The 23,216-nt window shown below is 72.5% G+C and carries 25 protein-coding genes and 1 pseudogene; 11 read left to right on the forward strand and 15 right to left on the reverse strand.

Annotated features, from left to right (window positions below; genetic code table 11):
• Positions 1–77 precede the first annotated feature (77 nt).
• Together ABD369_RS35705 and ABD369_RS35710 are read left to right on the forward strand one after the other, a co-directional pair.
• On the forward strand, positions 78–899 hold the full coding sequence (locus ABD369_RS35705; RefSeq protein WP_344640802.1) for a GNAT family N-acetyltransferase: 822 nt from the start codon (positions 78–80) through the stop codon (positions 897–899).
• Between the two features lie 275 nt (positions 900–1,174).
• The gene (locus ABD369_RS35710; protein WP_344640803.1) at positions 1,175–1,810 is read left to right on the forward strand and encodes a cyclase; all 636 of its coding nucleotides are present in this window, start codon (positions 1,175–1,177) and stop codon (positions 1,808–1,810) included.
• Between the two features lie 230 nt (positions 1,811–2,040).
• On the opposite strand, the pseudogene ABD369_RS35715 reads toward ABD369_RS35710, so the two are convergent.
• The 6 genes and pseudogenes from ABD369_RS35715 to ABD369_RS35740 all read right to left on the reverse strand — a co-directional run bounded on the left by ABD369_RS35715 (position 2,041) and on the right by ABD369_RS35740 (position 7,811).
• Positions 2,041–2,968: pseudogene (locus ABD369_RS35715) on the reverse strand (Gfo/Idh/MocA family protein).
• Between the two features lie 42 nt (positions 2,969–3,010).
• Positions 3,011–3,688 (reverse strand): DedA family protein, encoded by a 678-nt coding sequence (locus tag ABD369_RS35720; RefSeq protein WP_344640804.1) that lies wholly within the window; start codon positions 3,686–3,688, stop codon positions 3,011–3,013.
• Between the two features lie 235 nt (positions 3,689–3,923).
• Positions 3,924–4,817, reverse strand: a complete 894-nt coding sequence (locus ABD369_RS35725; RefSeq protein ID WP_344640805.1) for a class I SAM-dependent methyltransferase — start codon at positions 4,815–4,817, stop codon at positions 3,924–3,926.
• Between the two features lie 72 nt (positions 4,818–4,889).
• Positions 4,890–5,735, reverse strand: coding sequence for a spermidine synthase (locus ABD369_RS35730; RefSeq protein WP_344640806.1), 846 nt, complete (start codon positions 5,733–5,735; stop codon positions 4,890–4,892).
• On the reverse strand, positions 5,728–6,708 hold the full coding sequence (locus ABD369_RS35735) for an alpha/beta hydrolase (RefSeq protein WP_344640807.1): 981 nt from the start codon (positions 6,706–6,708) through the stop codon (positions 5,728–5,730). Before ABD369_RS35735 ends, ABD369_RS35730 begins: the two co-directional genes overlap by 8 nt.
• A gap of 71 nt (positions 6,709–6,779) precedes the next feature.
• A complete protein-coding gene (locus ABD369_RS35740; RefSeq protein WP_344640808.1) occupies positions 6,780–7,811 on the reverse strand; it encodes an AI-2E family transporter in 1,032 nt (343 codons plus the stop codon).
• A gap of 340 nt (positions 7,812–8,151) precedes the next feature.
• Here ABD369_RS35740 and ABD369_RS35745 point away from each other — a divergent pair, with 340 nt between their 5' ends.
• Positions 8,152–8,610: a nuclear transport factor 2 family protein gene (locus ABD369_RS35745; protein WP_344640809.1), complete on the forward strand. Its 459-nt coding sequence runs from the start codon at positions 8,152–8,154 to the stop codon at positions 8,608–8,610.
• Positions 8,611–8,736: 126 nt separating this feature from the next.
• Here ABD369_RS35745 and ABD369_RS35750 read toward each other — a convergent pair whose 3' ends face one another.
• The 7 genes from ABD369_RS35750 to ABD369_RS35780 all read right to left on the reverse strand — a co-directional run bounded on the left by ABD369_RS35750 (position 8,737) and on the right by ABD369_RS35780 (position 13,602).
• The gene (locus tag ABD369_RS35750) at positions 8,737–8,979 is read right to left on the reverse strand and encodes a hypothetical protein (RefSeq protein ID WP_344640810.1); all 243 of its coding nucleotides are present in this window, start codon (positions 8,977–8,979) and stop codon (positions 8,737–8,739) included.
• Positions 8,980–8,992: 13 nt separating this feature from the next.
• Positions 8,993–9,703, reverse strand: coding sequence for a glycerophosphodiester phosphodiesterase (locus ABD369_RS35755; protein ID WP_344640811.1), 711 nt, complete (start codon positions 9,701–9,703; stop codon positions 8,993–8,995).
• 66 nt (positions 9,704–9,769) lie between these two features.
• Complete coding sequence (locus ABD369_RS35760; RefSeq protein ID WP_344640812.1) at positions 9,770–10,186, reverse strand: TOBE domain-containing protein; 417 nt, start codon at positions 10,184–10,186, stop codon at positions 9,770–9,772.
• Positions 10,187–10,538: 352 nt separating this feature from the next.
• The gene (locus ABD369_RS35765; RefSeq protein ID WP_344640813.1) at positions 10,539–11,711 is read right to left on the reverse strand and encodes an alpha/beta hydrolase; all 1,173 of its coding nucleotides are present in this window, start codon (positions 11,709–11,711) and stop codon (positions 10,539–10,541) included.
• A gap of 209 nt (positions 11,712–11,920) precedes the next feature.
• A complete protein-coding gene (locus tag ABD369_RS35770) occupies positions 11,921–12,223 on the reverse strand; it encodes an SIS domain-containing protein (protein ID WP_344640833.1) in 303 nt (100 codons plus the stop codon).
• Entirely contained in the window at positions 12,112–12,615 is a 504-nt protein-coding gene (locus ABD369_RS35775) for a MurR/RpiR family transcriptional regulator (RefSeq protein WP_344640814.1), read from the reverse strand. The genes ABD369_RS35770 and ABD369_RS35775 overlap by 112 nt, the downstream gene beginning before the upstream one ends.
• Before the next feature lie 192 nt (positions 12,616–12,807).
• Positions 12,808–13,602: a class I SAM-dependent methyltransferase gene (locus ABD369_RS35780; protein ID WP_344640815.1), complete on the reverse strand. Its 795-nt coding sequence runs from the start codon at positions 13,600–13,602 to the stop codon at positions 12,808–12,810.
• Between the two features lie 190 nt (positions 13,603–13,792).
• Between ABD369_RS35780 and ABD369_RS35785 the strand changes: the two genes are divergently transcribed.
• Positions 13,793–14,707: a TauD/TfdA dioxygenase family protein gene (locus tag ABD369_RS35785; protein WP_344640816.1), complete on the forward strand. Its 915-nt coding sequence runs from the start codon at positions 13,793–13,795 to the stop codon at positions 14,705–14,707.
• A gap of 13 nt (positions 14,708–14,720) precedes the next feature.
• Here ABD369_RS35785 and ABD369_RS35790 read toward each other — a convergent pair whose 3' ends face one another.
• Both ABD369_RS35790 and ABD369_RS35795 read right to left on the reverse strand, forming a co-directional pair.
• Positions 14,721–16,121 carry a glycosyltransferase gene (locus tag ABD369_RS35790; protein WP_344640817.1) on the reverse strand — a complete coding sequence of 467 codons (1,401 nt, stop codon included), beginning with the start codon at positions 16,119–16,121 and terminating at the stop codon, positions 14,721–14,723.
• Between the two features lie 305 nt (positions 16,122–16,426).
• The gene (locus ABD369_RS35795) at positions 16,427–17,107 is read right to left on the reverse strand and encodes a class I SAM-dependent methyltransferase (protein ID WP_344640818.1); all 681 of its coding nucleotides are present in this window, start codon (positions 17,105–17,107) and stop codon (positions 16,427–16,429) included.
• Positions 17,108–17,190: 83 nt separating this feature from the next.
• Between ABD369_RS35795 and ABD369_RS35800 the strand changes: the two genes are divergently transcribed.
• From ABD369_RS35800 to ABD369_RS35830, 7 genes are all read left to right on the forward strand, one after another.
• Complete coding sequence (locus ABD369_RS35800; protein ID WP_344640819.1) at positions 17,191–18,144, forward strand: deoxyribonuclease IV; 954 nt, start codon at positions 17,191–17,193, stop codon at positions 18,142–18,144.
• A 68-nt stretch (positions 18,145–18,212) separates the two neighbouring features.
• Positions 18,213–19,007 (forward strand): TVP38/TMEM64 family protein, encoded by a 795-nt coding sequence (locus ABD369_RS35805; protein ID WP_344640820.1) that lies wholly within the window; start codon positions 18,213–18,215, stop codon positions 19,005–19,007.
• A complete protein-coding gene (locus tag ABD369_RS35810; protein ID WP_344640821.1) occupies positions 18,988–19,443 on the forward strand; it encodes a nuclear transport factor 2 family protein in 456 nt (151 codons plus the stop codon). The genes ABD369_RS35805 and ABD369_RS35810 overlap by 20 nt, the downstream gene beginning before the upstream one ends.
• A 126-nt stretch (positions 19,444–19,569) precedes the next feature.
• Complete coding sequence (locus ABD369_RS35815; protein ID WP_344640822.1) at positions 19,570–20,094, forward strand: DinB family protein; 525 nt, start codon at positions 19,570–19,572, stop codon at positions 20,092–20,094.
• A gap of 257 nt (positions 20,095–20,351) precedes the next feature.
• On the forward strand, positions 20,352–20,753 hold the full coding sequence (locus ABD369_RS35820; RefSeq protein WP_344640823.1) for a cell division protein SepF: 402 nt from the start codon (positions 20,352–20,354) through the stop codon (positions 20,751–20,753).
• A gap of 172 nt (positions 20,754–20,925) precedes the next feature.
• Positions 20,926–21,480, forward strand: a complete 555-nt coding sequence (locus ABD369_RS35825) for a TetR/AcrR family transcriptional regulator (protein WP_344640824.1) — start codon at positions 20,926–20,928, stop codon at positions 21,478–21,480.
• Complete coding sequence (locus ABD369_RS35830; RefSeq protein ID WP_344640825.1) at positions 21,477–23,090, forward strand: MFS transporter; 1,614 nt, start codon at positions 21,477–21,479, stop codon at positions 23,088–23,090. Before ABD369_RS35825 ends, ABD369_RS35830 begins: the two co-directional genes overlap by 4 nt.
• The last annotated feature ends 126 nt before the right edge of the window (positions 23,091–23,216 follow it).

Raw genomic sequence — 23,216 nt, forward strand, 5'->3', positions numbered from 1 at the left:
TCAGGAACACGCGGCCCGCCGCCAGAAACCCGTCAAGCCTGCGTGCTCCCGGCCCGAGGGAGGAGTTCACTAGGAGGGTGCCCAACGGTCCTCTCCCGAGGTCTTCTCCGGCGGCCGCCGCCGCACCGCCCCGTCCGGTGGTCCACGGCGCGGCCCGCCACCCGCTCCTCGAATCCTTCTTCCGCCCCGAGACGCCCGGAGCAGGCACCCTGGCCGCGCACGTCCTGCTCACCGGGAACGGCGCGTACTGGGCCGACCGGTCGCTCTCCCCGCGCACCGCACTGGTGCACTGCGGCCCGCACCGCGTCCTGCGCGGGGACCCGCGCCTCCTCCCGGCGGAGCGGCTCGCCCCGCTCGGCCGCGGGCAGTTCAGCGCACCCGACCGCTTCCTCCCGCTGCTCGGCCGGACCTTCACCTCGGTGATGCCGTGGGTGCGGGTGATCTGCGTCCAGCAGCACCCGCCGCGCCCGGCGGACCTTCCCCCCGGCATCCGGCTGCGGCCGTTGACCACGGCGGACGAGCTGGCCCAACTCTCCGGTCTGGCACCGGGACTGGACTGGATCACCGACACCTGGCGGCCGGACGGCCCGAACCGTGCACCGGCCGCCGCAGCCGGTGCCTGGGGTGCCTTCCTCCAGGGCCGGCTGGTGTCGGTCGCGACCACCTATCTGCGCGGGCAGGTCCACGAGGACGTGGCCGTGGTGACCGTCCCGGAGTTCCGCCGGGCCGGCCTCGCCCTGGCCTGCGTCGGTGCGGTCACCGGCGCCATCCGGCGCCGCGGCCGGATCCCCACCTGGACGGTGCCCGGCTCCAACGGGCCCAGCCGCGCCCTGGCCGAGGCGGCGGGCTTCGTCCCGCTGCGCCAGGAGATCGTGTACTGGGTCGGCCCGGTGCGCTGAGCACCACCGCCGGAGCCTGCCGCGGCCGGCTCATCGTGCTCGACGCGGTGTCCACCCCGATGTCCCGGTGGCGTCCGGGCCGAGGAGCCAGCGCCAAGCGTTGACCTTTATCACGCCAGCAGCGAATACCGAACAGGAATGGCTGAAAATGTCTCATATTCTCTGACTTACAGGCTTGTTGTGGTCAAAGAAGGCGCCCATCCTGATACCGCCTTGGCATGGCCAAGGAAACGACTCCCGGACGAGACATCCCGGACGAGGCAGGAGAAGTGCGCATGAAGACGAGATCCGCCCTCACTCGTGTTTCGACAGTACTGGCCGGCGGCCTGGCCACCGCCGGCCTGCTCGCTCCGCCCGCGTCGGCCGCCGACACCTCGCTCAGCCTGGCCTGCCAGGCGACGCCGCCGATCGGCTCCGCCCAGAACTTCACCCTGCACGCCGCGGTCACCGCCACCGCGCCGCAGACGGTGGCCGCCGGCAGCCAGTTCTCCGTAACTCTGGCGCCCGACCCGCTCACGGTCCCGACCTCGGTGAGCGGGTACACCCTGCAGTCGATCAGCAACATCCAACTCACCGTCCCGGTGCCCGCGAACACCACCCTGGTCGACGAGTCGGTCTCGGGCGGCACCGACCCCGGCAGCGCGAGTGTCACCGTCAACGGCGGCAACGTCGTTGTGAAGCTGAGCAGTTCGATCGCCGGCGGAAGCACGCTCACCCTGCCCGCCCTCACCCTTGACCTGACGGCCGGCACTTCCGGAAGCACCGTCCAGACCGCACTCGGCGGCACCGACTACTCGAACCCGGGGCTGACCTTCACGGCGACCGTCCCGATCGCCTTCTTCACCGTCGACGTACCCACCGCCTGCTTCCCCTCGCCGCAGGCGGTCCTCAGTTCGACCAGCGTCAGCTGAACATCCACCGGCTCGGCGACCCACAGCTCCTCCCGGGCCCACCGCCACCGGACGGTGGACCCGGACGCCGGGCCCGGACGGTGCACTCGGACGCCGGGCCCGGACTGCGGACCCGGCAAAACGGCGGCGAGCCCGGACGACCACGGCTCCCGACCGCAATGTGCGGGTCAGGCGGCGGCCGGCCGGCCGTGAGCACCCCCTTGAGCGCCCCGCGAAATCACACCTCGAAGTCACACCGCGCAGGCCGCACCCGTGCTCAGCGACTTCTCCGCGGCCGCCAGGATCTCCACCACCCGCACCCCGAAGTCCACCCCGCACGGGTGGGCCGCCCGACCGCGCGCCGCATCGATCAGCGCGTCCAGCGCCCGCCCGAAGGCGAGCAGCGGGCTCTCGTCGCGCTCCGGCATCCGCGCCAACCCGGCCGCGCCCCGCACCTCCAGGCTGACGCCGTCCACGGCGGCCGCCTTCGGCGTGGTGAGGCTCAGGGTGGCGGTGCTGGAGGCACCCTCCGCGTGCCGGAACACCAGGTGCACGGTGTGTGTCACCGGGCCCCTCGGCGGCCGTCACCCGTACCACGTCCCCGAGCATCGGCAGCAGGACGGAGAGCGCGTGCGGCCCGACGTCCCACAGGGCGCCCTTCTCGTGCCGCCAGGGCGAGGCGGCGTACGGGCTGTCGCTCCCGACGGCGTACACCGAACCGAGCCACTCGCAGCGGGCGGTGAACCACTCACCCGGCGCGGTCCGCACCGTCTGCTCGGCCAGCCAGGCGGCCTGGTCGCCGCCGAAGCGCAAGGTGAAGAAGACCACCGAGGCCCGCCCGGCCCGCTCCACCGCCTCGGCCACCCGCCGGGCGTCGGGAACGGTGAGCGCCACCGGCTTGTCCAGCAGCAGGTGGCAGCCGGCTGCGGCGGCCCGCACGGCCAGGTCCGCCTGTACGGCGGGCGGCAGCGCGATCGAAACGGCGTCCACCCCGGCGAGCAGCCGATCGAGCCCGTCCGGCCCTCCGTACCCGGGCACGCCGTGCTCCGCTGCCAGCGCCGACGCCGCCTCGGGCCTCCGGCCCCAGACCCCGGCGAACTCCACCCCGGGATGCGCCGCCAGCGCGGGCGCGTGCACCCGCGCGGCCCACGGCCCCGTCCCCAGCAGTCCTACTCGCATACCCCGCCTCCACCACCGTCGACCGCCCGGACCGGCGGACCGTCAGTCCTTGACCGGCTCCAGCCGGCCCTCGCCGCCGCTCGCGGTCTCGGCCTGAGCGGCGTGGGCGGCCTGAGCGGCGTGGGCCTTGGCCGCCCGCCGCTTGAACAGCCAGGCCGAGGCCGCACCGATGCCGAGGGCGACGACCAGGCCGATGTAGGAGAAGTCCTTCAGCCACTTCTCGGCCACCTTGCCCACCTGGTAGACCAGCAGCGTGGTGCCACCGGCCCAGGCGACTCCGCCGAGCACGTTGGCGATCAGGAACTTCCAGTACGGCATCCGCAGCGCGCCCGCGAGCGGCCCAGCGAAGATCCGCAGCAGCGCGATGAACCGGCCGAAGAAGACCGCCCACATGCCCCACTTCTGGAACGAGCGCTCGGCGGTCTCCAGGTGGTCGGGCCCGAAGTGCTTGGGGAACTTGCGGCCCAGCTTCTCGAACAGCGGCTTGCCGCCCTTGCGGCCGATCGAGTAGCCGATCGAGTCACCGACGATCGCCCCCAGGATCGCGCAGGCCGCCACCCCCCAGGGGTTGATCGTTCCGCCTACGGCCATCATGGAGGCTGTGATCAGGGCGATCTCGCCGGGCAGCGGGATGCCGAGGCTCTCCACTCCGATGATCAGCCCGACCAGCGCGTATACGGCCGTCGGCGGGACACTCTCGATCCACTGATCGATGTGCAAAACCGGTTACCTCCGTGGGCAGCACGAGACGGCGCGCCTCGCGCATGACGAGCAGGAAAGGGCCCGCGTTCCCCGACGAGTCCCCGTTCAAGGCAGGGTAACCCGAGAGCCGACCCCCAAGGTTTGGTAACGCCCGTCGGCTGAGCTTGGTTCCTACGTGCCCGATTCTCAGGCGTCCGGCTCCGCCCCGGCCCTGCCCGCCCGGTGTCTTCCAGCCCGGTCTGATGCCGCTCGCTCATCCCCGCGCGCGGTCCGCGAAGCGCAGCGCCACCACCGACGGCCGCCGGGAACCGATCAGCGGCAGCCGTGCCGCGGCCGGGATCAGCCGTCCCAGCAGCCCCCGCCCGGCGAGCGGCAGCACATCCCGCACCTCCACCACACCCGGGTGCGCGGTGGCCAGCTTGTCCCGCTCGTCGGCGTCCATCCCGAAGGGCATCGGCGGCGCCTGGAATCCGTGCCCGCGCACCTTCCCCTTGCTGGCCAGCCTGCTCAACCACCGCGGCACGGCGTCCAGCACGAAGGTGGCCCCCGGGAAGCGCTCCGCACAGCCGGCGATCAGCTCCCGGACCTCCCCCGGCCGCAGGTACATCAGCAGGCCCTCCGTGGTGATCAGCACCCCGTGCTCGGTCTCCACCTCGTCCATCCAGCGGTGGTCGGTGACCGAGCACCCGACCAGCCGCTGACGCGGCCCTGGCGGCAGCAGCCGCTCGCGCAGGGCGATGCTCTCCGGCAGGTCGACCGAGACCCAGTGCGCCCGCCCGTTGTCGACCCGCCAGTACTGGGTCTCCAGCCCGTCGCCGAGGCAGACGACCGTCCCGCGCGGGCAGCGCACCAGGAAGTCGGCCACCTCGCGGTCGAAGGAGCCCACCCGCAGCGCCTGCAGCTGAGCGAGCAGATCACCGCCGCCGAAGCGCTCGGCGAACGGGAAGTCGATCCGCTCGACCAGTTCCACGGCCTTGGGGTCGTGCAGCAGCCCGTCGGGGCGGCGGGCCTCGACGGCCCGCTGGTAGAGGGTCCAGAGCGTGGTCTCGCAGACCCCCGCCAGCTCGGCCTTCACCTCGCCCTGGGACGGGATCCCCGAAGCTCCTTCGGACGAGACCCCGGAACCACCGGGCTGCTCCACCGCCATCCGACTCTCCTCCGCCTGGTCCGCACGTAGCCTGCCGTCGGCATTCTGGCACCGGACCGGTGGCGCGGCCGCTCAGCCGAGGCCGAACGCGCCCTCGGGCGGCGGCGGCGAGTCCTGGGCCTCCGCGTCCCGCACCGGCGGCGTGCGGCCGACCAGGCCGGCGAGCTCGGCGCCCTCGCAGAGCCGCGCCGGGAAGGTGTCGCCGGCGAGCCGGCGGCCGAGCTCCTCGACCGGCAGCGGGCGGTCGGAGCCGATCAGCAGGATGTTCCCGTACCTGCGGCCGCGCAGGACCGACGGCTCGGCGGCCAGGCAGGCGTACGGGAAGACCGCGCGCACGGTGGCCGCCTGCGCCCTGGCGAAGGCGAGCGGCGGCCCGTCGGCGATGTTGGCGGCGTAGGCGCCGCCGGGGCGCAGCGCGGCCCGTACCTGCTCGAGGAACTCGACCGAGGTGAGGTGCGCCGGGGTGCGCGAGCCGTGGAAGACGTCCGCGACCACCAGGTCCGCGCCGGCTGCCGGGGCCTGCTGCAGGCCCTCGCGGGCGTCGGCGATGTCGACGTCGATGCCGTCCGGCCAGGGCAGCTGTTCGGCGATCAGCCGTATCAGCGGACCGTCCACCTCCACCACCCGCTGGTGCGAGCCCGGCCGGGTGGCGGCCAGGTAGCGCGGGATGGTGAGGGCGCCGCCGCCCAGGTGCAGCGCCTCCAGCGGCTGCCCGGCGGGTGCGACGGTGTCGACCAGATGGGCGATCCGCTGGATGTACTCGAACTCCAGGTACGTGGGGTCGGCCAGATCCACGTACGACTGGGTGGTGCCGTCCAGGGTCAGCATCCAGCCGTGCTCGCGGTCGAGGTCGGGCCACAGCTTCGCGGTGCCGAGCGCGACCTGCCGCTCGACCGGACGGCCCTTCTGCCTACTCACGCGGCAGCGCCGGGAAGTACGCGTCGATCCAGCGGTCCAGTTCGGCGAAGACCTGGGCGCGGGCCTGCTCACCGGAGAGCACCAGGTCGTGCACGCCGCCCTCGATCCGGACGGTGGTGACGTGGCGTCCCAGGCGCGGCGCGAGCGCGGCGATGTCGTCCGCGCGCAGGACGGCGTCCCGGTGGTGCAGCGCCGGGTCCCACTTGGCGGTGACGATGGAGGCGGTGGAGGCCATCACCAGGACCGGGCAGTCGATGCCCAGGCCCTGGCGGACCCGGCGGTGGCCGCGCTGGATGGCGGCCAGCCAGCCGGCGAAGAGCGGGAAGCCCTCGGCGGGCTTGAGGGTGAGGTCGAAGTCCCAGCTGCCCTTGTGGTCTCGGTGCAGACTGTGCACGTAGTGCGGGTTGAGCGGAGCGGGCAGCTTGGTGGTGGGTGCGAGCCGGCCCATCGCCTCGATGGCGGGCGCGCCGAGGTTGCGCACGGCCGGGGCGGCGGGCATCGCCAGGAAGGGGCTGTTCAGGAACAGTCCGTCGACCAGCCCGCGGCGCGCCCGGCGGGAGGCCCACAGCGCGGCGATCAGACCGCCGGTGGAGTGGCCGTTGACCAGCAGCTGGGTGTGTCCGTCGACGTCCCGGATGATCCGGACCGCCTCGTCCAGCTCCTCGTCGTAGGCCCGCAGGTCGCGGACGAAGTTCGGCGACTGATGCGGCCTCAGCGAGCGCCCGTACTTGCGCAGGTCCAGGGCGTAGAACGAGAACCCCGCAGCGACGAAGTGTTCGGCCAGATTGGTCTGGAAGAAGTAGTCCGTGTAGCCGTGGAGGTAGAGCACGGCCCGCTGGGCCCCGGGGACCAGCCTGCGCACCAGGGTCGCGCTGACGGCACCCTCCTCGTCGGAGGCCAGCGGCAGCTCGGCCGCCTCGTACGGGGCACCCAGGATGTCTTCTCGGAACTCCACGTCTGCTGCCGCACCCATTCTCTGCTCTGACCTGCCGTTACAGGACCATCGTCCCAGGACCACCGACGATACCGCCAGGCCCTCGGCGGTCAGCCGCCGGCGCCCTCCGAAGCCGCCGCCGAGGCCCGGTCGCGCAGGACGGAGATCACACCGAGGCCGGCCGCGCTGACCGGGACGGCGAGCAGTGCGCCGAGGATCCCGGCCACGCCGGAGCCCGCCACCACGGCGATCATGATGGTGGCGGGGTGCAGTTCGACCGTGCGGCTCTGGATGACCGGCTGCAGCACGTTGCCCTCGATCATCTGGACGGCGAGCACCACCCCGAGGGTCCAGAGCGCGGTGCTGAGGCCGCCGTCCGCGAGTGCCACCAACACGGCCACCGTGCCGGAGAGAAACGCCCCGATGAACGGGATGAACGCGCCCATGAACACCAGCGCACCCAGTCCCGGCGCGCCCGGCACCCCGAGCAGCAGCAGGCCGATGGTGATGAAGGTGGCGTCGATCAGTGCGATCAGGGTGGTGCCGCGCATGAAGCCGGCCATCGCGGCGAACGCCTTCTCCCCGCAGTCGATCACCGTCCCGGCCCGGGCGGGCGGCAGCACCGAGTGGACCAGGTCGCCGCTGCGGTGGCCGTCCCGCAGGAAGAAGAAGACCAGTGCCAGTGCCAGCACTCCGCCGGTGATGACCTCGGTGGCGAACCCGAGACCCGAGATGACTCCGTTGGCCAGCGTGGAGACCAGCGAACTGCCCGAGCCCGCCGACTGGGACAGGGCGTACCGGATCTTCTCCCCGAGCGGCCCGAGCCAGGAGGCCACCTGGTCGCCGGCGTGCCGCAGCGAGTCGGCGATCTGCGGGGCGCTGTGCACCAGTGAGTTGGTCAGTACGGCCAGCACCGCGAACACCGCGATCACCAGCACCGCGCAGGTCAGCCCGGCCGCCATGGCCCGCCCGAGTCCGCGTGCCACCAGCCAGGGCATCACCGGCTGGAGCAGTGCGGTCGCCAGCAGCGCCAGGACCAGCGGCACCGTCGCCGCCCTCAGCTGCACGAAGGCGAAGACGAGGAACCCCGCGACCGCCAGGAACAGGATCACCGCGGCCGACCAGACCGCCGCCCTGCGCACCGCGGGCGGCAGCGTGGGATCCGGTCTCCGCCCACCCGCGGACCCTTCGCCCGCCGCCCCTGGGGGTGTGGTCTCCGCCGACATCCCGACTCCAGCTTCGCCCGAGTGGTCCCGATTCAGCCCATCTCAACACGTGATCTGACGGAATGTCCGACGATCTACCGCGCGGCGCGTGGTCTTCCATCCCCGATCCACCCCGGCCCGGCACTCGCCCGGGCCGGACTCCGATCCGCGGCTTCCTCCGCCGCGCCGGGGGCGGACACTCCCATCACGGATTGTCTAATGGTAGAAATGGGCTCAACGCATTAGTTGCTTGCACGCTTCCCGAGAGGAGCCCGCCATGGCAGCACGTCCCCCCTTCCCGCCGTTCGACGAGGAGACCGCCCTCCAGAAGGTCCAGGCCGCCGAGGACGCCTGGAACACCCGCGACCCGGAGCAGGTCGCGCTCGCCTACACCGAGGACTCGGTCTGGCGGAACCGGGACCGGTACCTCACCGGCCGGGCGGAGATCACGGCCTTCCTGCGGGAGAAGTGGTCCCGGGAGCTCGACTACGCCCTCCGCAAGGAGCTCTGGGGCTTCCGGGGCAACCGCATGGCGGTCCGGTTCCAGTACGAGCACCACGACGCGTCCGGCCAGTGGTGGCGCAGTTACGGCAACGAGCTGTGGGAGTTCACCGAGGACGGGCTGATGCGCCGCCGGGAGGCCAGCATCAACGACGTCCGGATCGACGGGACGGAACGACGGATCTTCGGCCCGCGGCCGGAGCACGAGCGCGGGTTGCTCCTCCCCGTGTGGTGAGCCGCCGGGGCCTGCTCGGACCGTCCTCGGGTTGGGCCCCCGCTGCGAGGCACCGCCGGGGCCTGCGGTCAGGACGTCCGGAGCGGCAGGCGCAGCAGCCTCGCGACGCGGGCCGCCGTCGAGGCGTCACCGTCGGCGAGGACGGTGTGCCCCGCCGCACGTGAAGGCGAGCAACCGCTCGCCCTCCTGGGCCAGTTCGGCCCGCGTCGGCCGGTCCAGGGACCAGAGCCCGAAGTACGGCGGCTCGGGAGCGGCCTGCGCCTGCAGGCCCACCAGGTGCCCGATCATCGCCTCCGGGGCCATCGCGGTCCGGTCGAGCAGGTGCTGACGGGCCAGCAGCGCCCGCCCGAGCGCACGGGTGCTCAGCACCGGCCGCCGCCGCTCACCGCCTGCGGTCCAGTACCCGGCGCAGCACCGCGATCCGGTTGCTGGTCAGCGAGTCCACACCGGCCGCGGCCAGCCGGAGCATGGTGCGGCGGGTGTCCACCGTCCAGGTGCTGACGGCGAGCCCCAGCTCGTGCGCGGCGTCCACGTAGGCCGCGTCGACCAGGCCGAAGGGCGGGTTGACGTAGCGCGGCCGCAGGTCGTCCAGCAGCGGGCGGCCGGGCAGCCTGGGGTGCTTCCAGGTGAGGGCGATGTCGGCGTCCGGTGCGTGCTCCCGGACCGCGAGCATGGCGGCGACCGGGCCGCAGAAGCCGACCCGGTCCTCGGCACCGATGCCGGTGACGGCGGCCCAGGTGGCGGCCACCGGGGTGGCGTCGTCCAGATCGATCAGGAGCTTGGCGCCCGGGGTTTCGGCGACCGTCTTCAGCGTCTGGGCGAGGGTCGGCACCCGCAGTTCGCCGCCGCCGAGTTCGCCGAGCCGCGCCAGGGTGACCGAGCCGATCCGGCGCGGGTCGCCCCAGAGGCGCTCCAGGGTGGGGTCGTGCAGCAGGACGGGGACGCCGTCGCGGGTGAGCTGGACGTCCACCTCGACGGCGTCGGCCCCGGCGGCGAGCGCGGACTCGACCGAGGCGAGGGTGTTCTCGCGGTGGCGGTACGGGTCACCCCGGTGGGCGACGGCGAGCACCGGACGGAAGGACGGAGCGGGCACGGTTATCTCACTCGGCGGTATGTGGCGGGACATGGCGTGATACGGCGGGAGACGGCTGATGGCCGGTCAGCGGCGTTCCACGACCACGTTGGTGGACTTGATGACGGCGGTGGCGGGTGCGCCGGGCACCAGGTTCAGCTCCTCGGCCGACTCCCGGCTGATCAGCGACACCACCCGGAACGGACCGGCCTGGATCTCCACCTGCGCAGCCACGTCGCCGAGCACCACATCGGTGACGATGCCGGGGAAGCGGTTGCGCGCGGACGACGGACGGCCCTCGGTCGCGGCGTTCTCGGGCCTGGCCAGTTCACGGGCGAAGGAGGCGAGTTCGGCCCCGGCGATGATCCGGTGCCCGTGCTCGTCCCGCTGGGCGGCGAGCCGGCCCGCATCGACCCAGCGCCGCATGGTGTCGGCGCTGACGCCGAGCAGCGCCGCGGCCTCGCCGATGCGGTAGGGGTTGATCGGCCGGTCGGGCTGGCCCATGAGCGCTCCTGGCGGTGTGGTCCGGTGGGGCTGTTCTCCTCCGGGGCCATCCTGCCGTACCCGGCGGTGCTGGTTCGACCAAGGGTCGATCGGAGCCGTTTCCACTCCTGAACGGCGGGATTCGGGCACGGTCGCCGGCTGCCCAGGCGTCGGAGACGCGTCGCCCTGAACCGCAGGAATCGGGCACGATCGCCGGCCACCCGGGTGGCCGTGTGGCCGGTTGCGGTCGCCCCGGGCGCCGGTTCACGGCCCGCCGAACAGCTCCCGCCGCGCGGCTCGCACCACGGCTCGGCCGAGCGGACGAGCGGATGAGCGGGATCCGTGGACCCGGGCCGCCCCGGAGCGCGGCTACTCAGAGTGCCGCGGGCTCGGCCTGCGCCGGAGCGGCCGCGGCGGGGCCGGCCAGGTGGTCGCTGAGCCAGGCCATCGAGGCGGGCAGCATCCGGTTCCAGGTGTTGAAGTTGTGCCCGCCGTTGTCGAGCATGATCCAGGAGACGTTCATCGGCCGCTGCACCGCGTCGATGAACGCCTTGGTGGCCTGGTAGTAGTCGCCGTCGCCCTTCCTGGTGCCGCCGACCAGGACCGAGATGCGCGGCTGCGGGTGGTGTGCGAGCCACCAGACCAGGTCCGCCGCCTCCCGGCGCCCCTGCTCGCCGCCGAAGAGGTCGCCGGTGTCGACGTCGTTGTCCGCCTTGTAGTAGCCGGAGAGCGAGACCGCCGCGGCGAAGGCGTCCGGGTGCTTGATCGCGAACTTGAGCGCGCAGTAGCCGCCGGTTGAGTCGCCCATCACCGCCCAGCCTCGCGGGTCTTCCGAGACCCGGTAGGAGGCGCGTACGGCGCTCGGGACGTCCCGGGTGAAGTAGGTCTCGGCCTGCGGGCCGCGCGGTACGTCCTCGCACTCGGTGTCCCTCGGCAGCACCGGGGACGGGCGCATCAGGACCAGGACGGTCGGCTTCATCCTCCCTTCACCGATCAGCCGCAGCTCCGTGCCGGGGTAGTTGAGGTTGGTGATCAGGTTCTTGGCGATGCCGGGGAATCCGGTGATCGCCACCATCGCCGGGAACTTCTCGTCCGCGTAGGCGGGCTGGAAGTACTGCGGCGGCAGGTAGACGTAGCCCTCGGTGCTCAGGCCGGTGCCGGCGCCGGGGATCCTGACCCGCTCCAGCCGGCCGACCACGGAGGGCTCCCGGGTGACGGTGTTGCCGCCGTGCACGTGCTCCTTGCCGAGCGTCTGGACGCCGCTCTGCTTGCCGTCACCGGTGAACTTGTCCCGGATCGTGACCGAGCCGTCCTGGTTGGTGCCCAGCAGATCCGACCAACTGCTGTAGAAGGAACCGTAGTTGTTGGCAATCAGGGCCAGGGTGCACACCACGGCGAGCTGGGTGCCGAGGATGGTCGCGATCCGGCCGAGTACGGCCGCCCAACCGCCCCTGGCGAGCCTCGGCCAGAGTCGGACCGTCCCGGCCACCATGAGCAGCGAGACCAGCGCGGACAGCGCCAGCACCTTGTGCGAGGTCAATCCCATGCGGCGTCCGCCCCCATACCCTGGCACGGCGGTTCGAGGCACCGTGCTTCCTTCCCCAGACTGCCAGAGGACGGACCCGAGCAGCTCTGACCACAGGTGGAGCCCTCACAGCTCTCACCCCGCCGATCGACGGGACCTCGGGGCCGCCTGCCGCACTGTCAGATCACCTGCTGGCAAAGGTTCATCGCCCCCTGCTCCCCACCCGCCGCTCAGTACGCGTGCTGGGCGACCACCTCGGCCGCCAGCGCGAGGGCCGACCGCGCGGCGGGCCCGCGCAGCTCCAGCAGCGCCAGCACCAGGGCGTCCACCACCACCAGGTGCGCGAGGCGGCTGGCCACGGCCTCAAGGCCGAGCACCAGCTCCTGGCCGCCCGCGACCAGGCTGAGGCCGCTGGTCTCGGTCAACGGTGAACGGGCGTAGCTGGTGAGGGCGACGACCTCGCCGCCCGCCGCGCGGGCCCGGCGGGCGGCGTCGACGACCGTACGGGTGGCGCCGCTGTGGCTGACGGCCAGACAGGCCGCGCCGGGGGCAGGCAGCCGGCGGCGAGCTGGGCGGTGGACGGGTCCGGCGGTACGTCGACGGCCATGCCGAGGGCCCGCAGCCGGTACGCGGCATCCAGCGCCACCGCGCCGGAGAGGCCCTCACCGAGCACCAGCACCCGTCCTGCCGAGGCGAGCACCTCGGCGGCGTGCTGGATCTGCTCACCCCCGACGGTGGCCCCGACTCCCCGCAGCGCCTCCTGCGCACCGCTCAGCGCGACGGCGAGCGCACTGCCGTCCCCCGGCGCGGGCGGCCGGGGCGCCTCTCGCGCAGCCTCGATCTTGATCTCCTGGTAGCCGCGGAACCCCAGCCGCTGGCAGGCCCGGACCACCGAGGACGGCGCGGTGTTCGCGAGCTCGGCCACATCGCTGACGCTCAGTCGGACGACGACCTGTGCCGACGTTTCCGCCGGTCTTACCGAGTCCTCCACAGGCTTTCGAGCCCGAAGGCTCCGTTCCCGCCCGTCCGGCGGCACCTGACTCGCCAGTCGTACCGGGAGTTGCGGCGGATCGCCGGTACCGGCTCACCCTGGCAAGGTCGTTCCGGTCGGCCGCGGTCAGGCCCGTCGCCGGAGCACGGCGCAGCTGAAGCGGTCCGGCGGGACGGGCGGGAGCACGGTCGCGTCGGGGTAGATCGAGCGCATGTGCCCCTCGGTGCAGAAGACCATGTAGTGCGTACGCTCCTCGCCCTCCCGGCACCAGTCGTCGCCGGAGTCGAGGAAGAAGTCCTCGTTGTTGACGAGAGTCGCCCAGGTGAGCGGGGCGCTGGTGGCCTTGGCCGCGAGGGCGTCCACGTCCATGCCGGGCTCCTGGAACCAGCGGGCGGAGGCCAGCCGCCACCGGAGGTTGTCGAGGTCCGGCCACTCCTCCGCACGCGCCCAGCCCGGCGGCGGCTTGAAGTAGGGGTCGATGAAGGTGAAGGCGAGGACTCCGTCATCGGTGAGGAAGGACCGCAGCTGACCGACGAGTTCACGCATCTCGGCCTTGCTGGTGTGGTTGAAGACGGACTGGGCGACGATGACGTCGAACCGTCCGAGATCGGGTACGGGCAGCTGCTTGGTACCGCTCGGGTTGTACTCGAAGTTGTAGCGGTCGTAGTGCAGGAAGGTGGCGTCCGGATAGCGGCGGCGACCTTCCTCGACAGCCTGCGGAATGACGTCCAGGCACCAGTATTCGCCGTGCCGGATCGTACACGCCTGATCGAGCAGCAGATTTCCCACGTTCCCGCCGAAATCGAGTACTCGTTTGGCCGGCCAGTCGGGGCGGCCCAACTGCTGGTCGAAGTAACGGAACTGGCCCGTCCGGGCGGAGATGTAAGGAGCCGGACCGCCCCTGTCAGGTGTTCCCGTCATGCGGTTCTCCACGTGTGCGACAAGAATGGGCGGCCTACCGCGGTGCGAATGCCCAGCGTAGGCAACCGGCTGCGGCCGTGCCGGAGCCGCGCCGAACGCCGGGGAAACGGCGGGTGCCGTGCGTCCGGTGTGGCGCCGGTAGCGGTCCGGCCGCCCTGGCTAGACTCGGCCGCCGAGAGGACGTGATGCCGTGATTCTCGAAGTGCGCAAGGTGGCCGGGAACATCGGCGCCGAAATCGCCGGCCTTGACCTCGCCGCCGATTTGGACGGCGGTACCGTCGCCGAGATCCGCGATGCCGTGCTCGCTCACAAGGTGGTCTTCTTCCGCGGGCAACGGCTCACCCCGGAATCGCAGCAGGCCTTCGCCCGACGATTCGGCAGCCTTACCACCGCGCACCCGGTGATGCCCGCCGCCGAGGGCTACACCCGGGTTCTCGACATCGACACGTCCAAGGTCTCGGTGGCGGCCGACTTCTGGCACACCGATCTGACCCACCTGCACCGGCCACCGCTCGCCGCCGTCCTGCGTGCCGTCACCGTGCCGCCGTGGGGAGGTGACACCCTGTGGGCCAACACGGCTCACGCCTACACCTGTCTTCCGGCCGGGATCCGCGCCATGGTGGACGTCCTGTGGGCGGTGCACACCAACACCTTCGACTACGCCACGTCGATGCGGGCCCAGGAGGACAGCAGGCTGGGCGAGCTCCAACGGAAGGCGCAAGGCGCCGTCTTCGAGACCCTCCACCCGGTGGTGCGCGTGCACCCGGAGACCGGTGAGCGGGCGCTACTGCTCAGCCACAACGCCAGGTTCAGCCCGGGCATGAGCGCCCCCGACTTCGAGGCCCTGCGCCGGCTCCTGCAGTCGCACATCACCACGCCGGAGAACACCGTGCGCTGGCGCTGGGCACCCGGAGACGTCGCCTTCTGGGACAACCGCGCCACCCAGCACTACGCCGCCCTGGACTACGGCAACCAACCGCGCCACATGCAACGAGTGACCCTCGTCGGCGACGTCCCCGTCTCGGTGGACGGCCGCCGCAGCGAGGCACTGACCGGCGACGACAGTGCGTACAACGGAGGCCGGGCCGCTTCCCCCGCCTCGTGAGCCCACCGCGCGTTCAGGTGGCGGAGCCTCGCCGGACGTAGCGCTGCGCACTCCTGCGCGCACGATCACCCATGGCTCTCCGCAGTTGCCCGTCGTCCATGAGGCGGCCGAGCTGGCGGGCGAGGCCGCTGCCGTCTCCCGGCCTGGCCAGCAGGCCGTCCTCACCGTCGTGGATGAGTTCGCGCAACTCCGCGCCGCACGCCACGGCCACGCAGGGAACGGAGCACGACATCGCCTGCAGCAGCTCCAGCGGGAACTCCGCGCCGCAGGAAGTCCGGGCGAAGACGGCGCAGTTCCGCAGAGCGCTGGTGGCGTCGGCGCTCTGCCCCATCCAGTCGATGGTGCCGGCCAGCCCGAGCCCGATCCAGCGGGCCCCCAGCGCCGCCTCCGGCGGGCCTGCCGCATAGATCTTCAACCGCCAGTCGGGCCGGAACGGGGAGACCTTCGCCCAGGCGTCGACCAGTACGCCGAGGCCGTCGTCCCCGCCGGGCCCCCCGATGGCCACGACGGCCTTCTCCGACGGATCGTCCTCGCGTCGGCGGTGGAAGTAGTCCCGTATGCCGGGCTCGATGGCGGCAAGACCGGCCGGAGTCCAGCTGAACACCCGTTCGCCGTCGGCTCGTAGATGCCGCTCAGGTACCAGTTCGGCCAGCAGTCCGTGTCTGAGGTCGTACTCGCGGGCGTGCAGCGGCCCGTGTTCCAGGATCTCGACATCCGCCTCGACCGCCACCGGCCGGACGCCGCCCAGGCCGCTCAGCCAGCGTTGGAGTTCCGCCAGCCAGCGGTCGTGTGCCGCCGCCACCGCCGGCGACCAGGAGTCGAGCACCATCCGATGGCGGCTGCGCCAAGGGGCGTTGGGTGTCGGGACGTTGTGCAGGAGTCCCCAGGTGAAGATCGAGTCGCCGCCTCCGACGAGCGCGAGTTCGAACAGGCCGGGCCCGTCGGTGAACAGGCTGCGGCTGGCGCCCCAGGCCACGCCCATGATCCCGTCGAACCTGCCGTGCATCGAACTGACCCTGGATCGTGAGGACTCGCCCTCGCTCGTGCTGTAGTGCGCCCTCCGGAAGCACTGGATGACCGGGGCCCGCTCGAACGCGTCCGCGACCGCGTCCCCCCAGTCGGCAGCGACCAGCACGTCACTGTCCACCCAGACGACTCGGGTGAACCGCGGCGGAAGGCTGCGCGCCGCCAGGTTGATCAGGCGCTCCTTGTGCCACATGAACGGGCACTCGTCGTCCCAGAACGCGATGTTCGCCCCCGGCGGTCGCTCGGTACCGGCACCGGTCAGGAACACCTGGTCGGCGACGCCGGCCCGGTCGAACGCCGCCAGGCACCGCGCCAGCTTGCGGGGATGGGACCGGTAGCCGACGGGGTTGAAGTACGGGATGACGATGGCCGTTCCGCTCAGGGGCATCGGAGGCAGCCTCCCGTCTCCCCCGTGCTGCTCCGAAAACCTCCCATGCCGCCAGTCTCACCGCTCGGACCGGCACCGGCACCTCTGCCGGCCCCGCATCGGCCCCGCCGGCACTGCGCGGGCGCTGCTGGCCCGCTCCGGGCGGGTGCGACGATCGGTGGGGCCACCGGACAAGCGGTCCCGTTCGACCGGCGTGACACCGTACCTCGCGCCCGGGCACGTCGAGGACGAGCGGCGTCACGCCCCGCGCCCGTCCGGGCCGGACCAGCCGTCGCCGTCCCGGCGTCCCTGACGTACCGCGCTCGTCAGAGCGGCTCTCCCGGGCGCCGCTGGGTCACCCGCCACAGCCGGCGCGGCAGTTCGCCCTCCTCGAAGGGGTGCACCTCGACCGGGTCCCATCCCTCGGCGAGCGAGTCGACGAGCGTCCGGGAGAAGAAGTGCACGGCGAATCCGCCGTGTTCGAAGATCTCGTCACCATGGGCGGTACCCACCCCGAAGTGGGCGTCGCCGGTGTGCCGGACGGTGTAGACGAAGGTGCCGCCGGGCCGCAGCACCCGCCGCACCTCGGCCACCAGGGCCCGGATCTCGGCGGTGGAGAGGGCCATGCACAGCAGCATGTGGGCGAAGACCGCGTCCACCGAGGCGTCCGGTAGGGCGAGCGGCTCGCGCACGTCCTGGACGGCGCAGCCCACCGACAGCCCGGCGGCCTCGGCCCGCTCGGCCAGTTGCGCCAGCGCGACCGGGCTGAAGTCGGTCGCCTGGACGGTGAAACCGCTCGCCGCGAAGTGCAACGCGTCGCGCCCGTGCCCCGCGCCGAGTTCCAGTACCCGCCGCGCCCCCGCCGCCCGGAACGCCCCGGCGGCGTACCGTGCCGCCTCCGAGGGCCGGTCGCCGTACATGCCGGGGTGGTCGGTGTAGGTGCGCTGCCAGTGCTCCTGCTGGACACGGGCCAGCTCGCGCCCGGCCGGTACTTCGTTCTGTGCCACACCTCACCGTACGCCGGAGTTGATCACCCAGCGCATCCGGCCTGGGCGCGGGGCCGCTCGGCGGGCATGACATCCTCGCTCCCATGGACTCCGCAGCTCAGCCGCTCTCCCCCGCCGCCCGCCGCAATCCGGTCGGCGCCCATGTCCCGGTCGCCGGGCGCGGGCTGGTGGGCACCGGGCTCGCGTACGCGCGGAGGGTCGGCGCGGAGGCGGTGCAGGTCTTCGTCGCCAATCCGCGCGGCTGGGCCACTCCCGCGGGCGACCCGGTGCAGGACGAGGAGTTCCGCACGGCCTGCGCGGCGGCGGGGATCCCGGCGTACGTACATGCGCCGTACCTGATCAACTTCGGCTCGGACTCCACCGCGACCAGGGCCCGTTCCACCGAGTCACTGCGCCACTCCCTGCTGCGCGCGCACCGGATCGGGGCGCTCGGGGTGGTGGTGCACACCGGTTCCGCGGTCGGCCGGGCAGCGGACGGCGGTTCCCGGTACGCCGAGGCGATGTCCCAGGTGCGCGAGGACGTGCGGCCGCTGCTGGACGAGCTCGACGCGCTCGGCGAGGACGCGCCCTGGCTGCTGCTCGAACCGACCGCCGGGCAGGGCAGTTCGCTCTGCTCCCGAATGGCCGACCTGGCCGAGTACACCGCCGCGCTCGACCACCACCCGAGGGTCGGCGTCTGCCTGGACACCTGCCACGCCTTCGCCGCCGGGCACGATCTCGCGGCCCCGGACGGGGTCGCCGAGACCCTGGACGCCCTGGTCTCGGCCGTCGGCCCCGGCCGGCTGCGGCTGATCCACGCCAACGACTCGATGGACGTGGTCGGCGCCCGCAAGGACCGGCACGCCAACATCGGCGCGGGGCACATCGGTTCGGACGCCTTCCGGGAACTGTTCGCGCACCCCGCCACCGAGGGCGTGCCGCTGATCATCGAGACCCCGGACGGCCGCCACGACCCCGACCGGGTCGAGGGCGCCCGCCACACCGCCGACCTCGACCTGCTCAAGCGCCTGCGCGCCGAGGCGCACCCGGGCCGCTGACCGTCGTCCGCTCCGGCCGGGCCGGGCGGGCTTCGCGGCCGGGCAGCGGCACGGGCTAGGCTCACCAGGTGCCCCACCACTCGCCCCCGGCCGGCCCGGCCCTCGCCGCCCCACCGTCGCCCGACGCGCGGCCGACGACCGGACCGGGCTCGTCCGCCGCGTCCTGGATCCGCTCGCCCTGGCCGCGGTTCGCGCTGCTGCTGGCGATCCTCGCGGCGGCGGCCGCCTCGCTGCTGTTCTGGGACCCGACGCAGCTGCTGACCACGGGGGCGCCGGGGCTGTGGCGACTGCCCGTCTTCGCCCTGGTGTACGCCCTCGGCACCCTGGTCTTCGTCCCCAAACCCGCGCTGAACACCGCCGCCGGGCTGCTGCTGGGCGTCGCCTGGGGGCTGCCGCTGGCCGTACTCGGCACCACCCTCGGCGCAGCGATCGCGTTCGTCCTGGGCCGGGTGCTCGGACGCGACGCCCTCCGCCCCCTGCTCAGGGCCAGGGTGCTGGCCGCGCTCGACCGCCGCCTCACCGAGCAGGGCTTCCGCAGCGTGCTGCTGCTGCGGATCATCCCGGGCGTCCCCTTCCAGGCGGCCAACTACGGCGCGGCCTTCTCCGGCGTCGGGATGCTGCCCTTCCTCTCCGGCACCGCTGTCGGCGTCCTGCCCGGCACCGCCGCCTACGTCGTCGCGGGCGCCACCGCGGGCTCCCCCTCCTCCCCCGCGTTCCTGCTCTCCGCCGCGGCGATCGGCCTCATGACTGTCCTGAGCCTGTTCTCCCTCTGGCGCGCCTCGCGCCGGGGCGCCGCCCGAAAAGCCTTCGCGGCGCCGGGCCCGGAACTGGTAGGAAGCGGGAATGAGTACTCGATCCACTGACCCGCTGGAGACGCTGCTCGCCGAACGGGCCTGCGAGCGTCTGATCGTCGACTTCCTGCGCCGGCTGGACCTGGGCGACCCGGGCTCGGTGGCCGAGCTGTTCACCGACGACGGGGTGTGGGAGTGGCCGCACGGGGAGCGCCGGGTGCAGGGGCGGGAGGCGCTGCACGAGTACTTCGGCTCCCGGCCGGCCGACCGGCTGTCCCGCCGGATGTGCAGCAACGTCCTGGTCACCGTCACCTCCCCCGACACCGCCGAGGCGACCTCGTACTTCGCCACGTACCGGGTCGACGGCTACACCGGCGGGATGCTGCCGCCGATGCTGCCCGCCAACGTGGGGCACTACGAGGACACCTTCCGCAGGGTCGACGGCCGTTGGCTGCTCGCCACCCGGACCACCTTCCTGCCGTTCGGCGGGCCGACCCACCGGCTCTGAGCCGCCCGTACCTCCCGTGGGACCGGCCGGGCGTCCGGACACCGCTGTGCCGGCAGCGGAGGCGGAAGGCATTGCCTCGGCAAATTCGCTGTCGGTGTGTCAGTGCCGGTCGCCACAATGTCCGGCATGAGCATCGAAGCCGCTTCCGCCGCCCGTGTCCGTCTCGATCCGCCGATGGCCGCCGACGAGGCGACCATGCTCGCCGCCTGGCTGGACTACCACCGGGCCACGCTCGCCCTGAAGTGCGAGGGGCTGACGGCCGAGCAGCTCCGCGTCCGCTCCGCCGCGCCCTCGTCGCTCTCCCTGCTCGGCCTGGTCCGGCACCTGGCCGAGGTGGAGCGCTACTGGTTCCAGAACATCCTCTCCGCCAGCGACGCGAAGAGCCTGTACTGCGCGGAGGACGAGGACGGCGACTTCAACCAGGTGGGCACCGCCGACCCCGACGAGGCGTTCGCCACCTGGCGCGCCCAGATCGAGCTGGCCCGCACGGCCGCCGCCGGCCTCCCGCTGGAGACGACCGGCAAGCGCCTCCGCCACGGCGAGGAGGTCACGCTCCGCTGGATCCTGGTCCACATGATCGAGGAGTACGCCCGGCACAACGGACACGCCGATCTGATCCGCGAATTGATCGACGGAACAACCGGCGAGTGAAGCTGTTACAGGATCGTTGACAGGCAGTCAACTCGTCACTGACACACACCGATAAGGTCTTCGCGCGCAACCGTTCGCCGAACTGTGCCGTCGCAGCAGATATCGAACCGGCTGCTCGCACTGCACCAACCGGCGGTCGCGAGCGGGCACCGAAGTGGTGATCAGTGCGATACTCGGACAGTTCCGGCGAGTGGATGACGTGTCAAAAGGACACGAACACGCGGGGAACGGTACGAGACGAGGCAAGGAGGCGCGGCATGGGAGCACTTCGCGACGAGCACCACAACGGGTGGCTGATGCCTTCCGGCAACTACGCCGCGGCGGTGTACGACGATCCATGGGCGACCCAGGCGGTGGCGCCGGTGGACTCGGCCGTTCCGGCGCCGGCGAAGATCGTCTCGCTGAAGCCCACCGGGTTCGAGTCCGCCCGCACGGTCGGCGAGCACATCCGCGAGGGCATCCCGGTGGTCATGGACCTGACCGAGATGAGCGAGGCCGAGGCCAAGCGCATGGTCGACTTCGCTTCCGGCCTGGTGTTCGGCACCAGGGGGGGTATCGAGCGGATCGCCCGCCGGGTCTTCCTGCTCACCCCGGCCGACGTCGAGGTGATGGTGATCGACCGGCCGCTCGACGAGAGCGGGTTCTTCAACCAGAGCTGAACCAGAGGGGGGCCAAGCGCTCCGAACCCCAGCCCGCCGATGGGCCTCGACCGGGGACGACAGCAGTCGTCCCCGGTCTTTTTTGCTATCCGCAGCCTTGCAGCGAAGTCTCGAATGAGAGATTCAAGCAAAGAATGAGACATCAACGTCTCATCTGATCTACACTCGAAGCATGGCTACTGATCGCGATTCCGTCCTCGAGGCTGCCGTCAGCGTGCTCTCCCGCCGGCCGACCGCCCATCTCGACGAGATCGCGCGAGCCGCCGGCATCAGCCGGGCCACACTGCACCGGATCTTCCCGGGCCGCGAAGCCCTGATCCGCGAGGTCGGCGCGCTGGGCCTGCGCAAGTTCGCGGCGGCCCTCGACAGCGCCGCGATCGAGTCCGGTGACACGCAGTCCGCGCTGCGCCGCCTGGTGGACGCCGTCGTCCCCGACGCCGCGCTGTGCGCCTTCCTCGCGGGCGAGAACCAGCTGTACGACGACCCCGAGATCAACGAGCTCTGGGAGATCCAGGACGCCCGGGTCCGCGCCCTGTTCCTGCGCGGCCAGAAGGAGGGGGCCTTCCGGATCGAGCTCTCGGCCGGCTGGCTCAGCGAGGCGTTCTTCGACCTCGTCGCCGGCGTCGGCTGGGCCGTCCAGGACGGCCGGCTCGCCCCCCGTGACGGTGCCCACTCACTCGTCGAGCTCTTCCTCGGCGGCGCTCTCAGGAGACCTGACCAGTCATGACCACCCCCACCACCGAGTCGACCGGAACCCGGCGGCGCTGGGCCGGCCTCGCCGTCCTGGTCCTGTCGGTCACCCTGGTCGCCGTCGACGCCACCGTGCTGTCCCTCGCGATACCGTCCATCAGCGAGACCCTCGACCCCAGCAGCACCCAGCTGCTCTGGATCGGCGACAGCTACTCCTTCGTCCTCGCCGGCCTGCTGGTCAGCATGGGCGCGCTCAGCGACCGGATAGGCCGCAAGAAGCTGCTGCTGCTCGGCTCCTCCGCCTTCGGCACCGCCTCGCTGCTGGCCGCCTACTCGCCCGGTCCCGGCTGGCTGATCCTGGCCCGGGCACTGCTCGGCGTGGCCGGCGCCACCATCATGCCGTCCACCCTGTCGCTGATCCGCACCCTGTTCCCGGACGCCCGTGAGCGGGCCACCGCCATCGGCGTCTGGGGCGCCGGTGCCACGGCGGGCGCCGCGCTCGGCCCGCTGGTCGGCGGCGTGCTGCTGGAGCACTTCTGGTGGGGCTCGGTCTTCCTGCTCAACCTGCCCGTGCTGATCCTGCTGCTGGTCCTCGGCGCCTGGCTGCTGCCCGAGTCCAGGGACCCGGAGCCCGGGAGCTGGGACCTGCTCAGCGTGCTGCTCTCGATGGCCGGTGTGATCGGCGTGGTGTACGCGATCAAGGAGCTGGCCGCCAACGGGCTCGGCCACTGGTACGTTCCGGCCGCCCTGGCTGCGGGCGGCCTCGCTCTGGCGGCCTTCGTCCGGCGCCAGCTGCGCCTGGCCTCCCCGCTGCTGGACGTCCGGCTGTTCGGCAACCCCCGCTTCACGGCGGCCGTGGCCGGTTCGCTGGCGTCGCTGATCGGCCTCTCCGGTGTGCTCTTCTTCATGTCGCAGTACCTCCAGCTGGTGCGCGGCTACTCGCCGCTCACCGCCGGCCTCGCCGAGATGCCCGCCTTCGCGGGCGCGGTGGCCGGCGGGCTGCTGACCGCCTGGGTGGCCCGCCGCACCGGCGCCCGCGCCACCCTGGCCGGCGGTCTGCTGGTGATGGGGGCGGGCCTCGGTCTGCTCGGCTGGGTGCACGAGGACAGCGCCTACCTGCTGCTCGGCATCTCCTTCCTGGCCGTCGGCACCGCCGAGGGCGTGGTCTACACGCTTGCCGCAGACCTGGTGCTCTCAGCCGCTCCCGCCGACCGGGCCGGTGCCGCCTCGGCCGTCTCCGAGACGGCGTACGAACTCGGCACGGCGCTCGGCATCGCGCTGGTCGGCTCGGTGGTCACCGCGATCTACGCCGGCTCGCTCCACTTCCCGGCCGGGACCCCGGCCGCGGCTGCCGAACGCGCCGGGCAGTCGATCAGCGGGGCCGTCGAGGCCGCCGCGAGCCTCCCGGATGGACTCGGGCAGCCGCTGCTGGCCCAAGCCGAGCACGCGTTCGTGCACGGGATGAACACCGCGGCCCTGCTCGCGGCCGGACTGCTCCTGGTATCGGCTGCCACCGCCTGGCGCCTGCTCCGCGACCGTCCCGGCACGGCCGCCTCACCCGCCGGCGAACCCACCGGCGACGAGCCCACCGGCGAACCCGGCGAGCCGGCGGCGGCCCCGGCCGCGCGCTCCGGGCTCGCGGCGTAGCCTCCGCCGCTCGGCGGCGCGGGGAACCGCGCGAGTAACTGCCAACGGCCGTAACGGGATTCGAGAGGTGCGCGCGCCCCTGCCGGTGGTGAACTCGCGTTCCCCGCTGGTGGATTGCCCCCGTGA

Source organism: Kitasatospora cystarginea, from assembly GCF_039533515.1.
Classification (GTDB): Bacteria; Actinomycetota; Actinomycetes; order Streptomycetales; family Streptomycetaceae; genus Kitasatospora; species Kitasatospora cystarginea.

Coding starts and splice junctions, on each gene's coding strand:
- ABD369_RS35710 (WP_344640803.1), top strand. CDS start 1,175: ATGAAGACGAGATCCGCCCTCACTCGTGTTTCGACAGTACTGGCCGGC.
- ABD369_RS35725 (WP_344640805.1), bottom strand. CDS start 4,817: ATGGCGGTGGAGCAGCCCGGTGGTTCCGGGGTCTCGTCCGAAGGAGCT.
- ABD369_RS35735 (WP_344640807.1), bottom strand. CDS start 6,708: ATGGGTGCGGCAGCAGACGTGGAGTTCCGAGAAGACATCCTGGGTGCC.
- ABD369_RS35745 (WP_344640809.1), top strand. CDS start 8,152: ATGGCAGCACGTCCCCCCTTCCCGCCGTTCGACGAGGAGACCGCCCTC.
- ABD369_RS35760 (WP_344640812.1), bottom strand. CDS start 10,186: ATGGGCCAGCCCGACCGGCCGATCAACCCCTACCGCATCGGCGAGGCC.
- ABD369_RS35765 (WP_344640813.1), bottom strand. CDS start 11,711: ATGGGATTGACCTCGCACAAGGTGCTGGCGCTGTCCGCGCTGGTCTCG.
- ABD369_RS35780 (WP_344640815.1), bottom strand. CDS start 13,602: ATGACGGGAACACCTGACAGGGGCGGTCCGGCTCCTTACATCTCCGCC.
- ABD369_RS35790 (WP_344640817.1), bottom strand. CDS start 16,121: ATGCCCCTGAGCGGAACGGCCATCGTCATCCCGTACTTCAACCCCGTC.
- ABD369_RS35800 (WP_344640819.1), top strand. CDS start 17,191: ATGGACTCCGCAGCTCAGCCGCTCTCCCCCGCCGCCCGCCGCAATCCG.
- ABD369_RS35810 (WP_344640821.1), top strand. CDS start 18,988: ATGAGTACTCGATCCACTGACCCGCTGGAGACGCTGCTCGCCGAACGG.
- ABD369_RS35815 (WP_344640822.1), top strand. CDS start 19,570: ATGAGCATCGAAGCCGCTTCCGCCGCCCGTGTCCGTCTCGATCCGCCG.
- ABD369_RS35820 (WP_344640823.1), top strand. CDS start 20,352: ATGGGAGCACTTCGCGACGAGCACCACAACGGGTGGCTGATGCCTTCC.
- ABD369_RS35825 (WP_344640824.1), top strand. CDS start 20,926: ATGGCTACTGATCGCGATTCCGTCCTCGAGGCTGCCGTCAGCGTGCTC.
- ABD369_RS35830 (WP_344640825.1), top strand. CDS start 21,477: ATGACCACCCCCACCACCGAGTCGACCGGAACCCGGCGGCGCTGGGCC.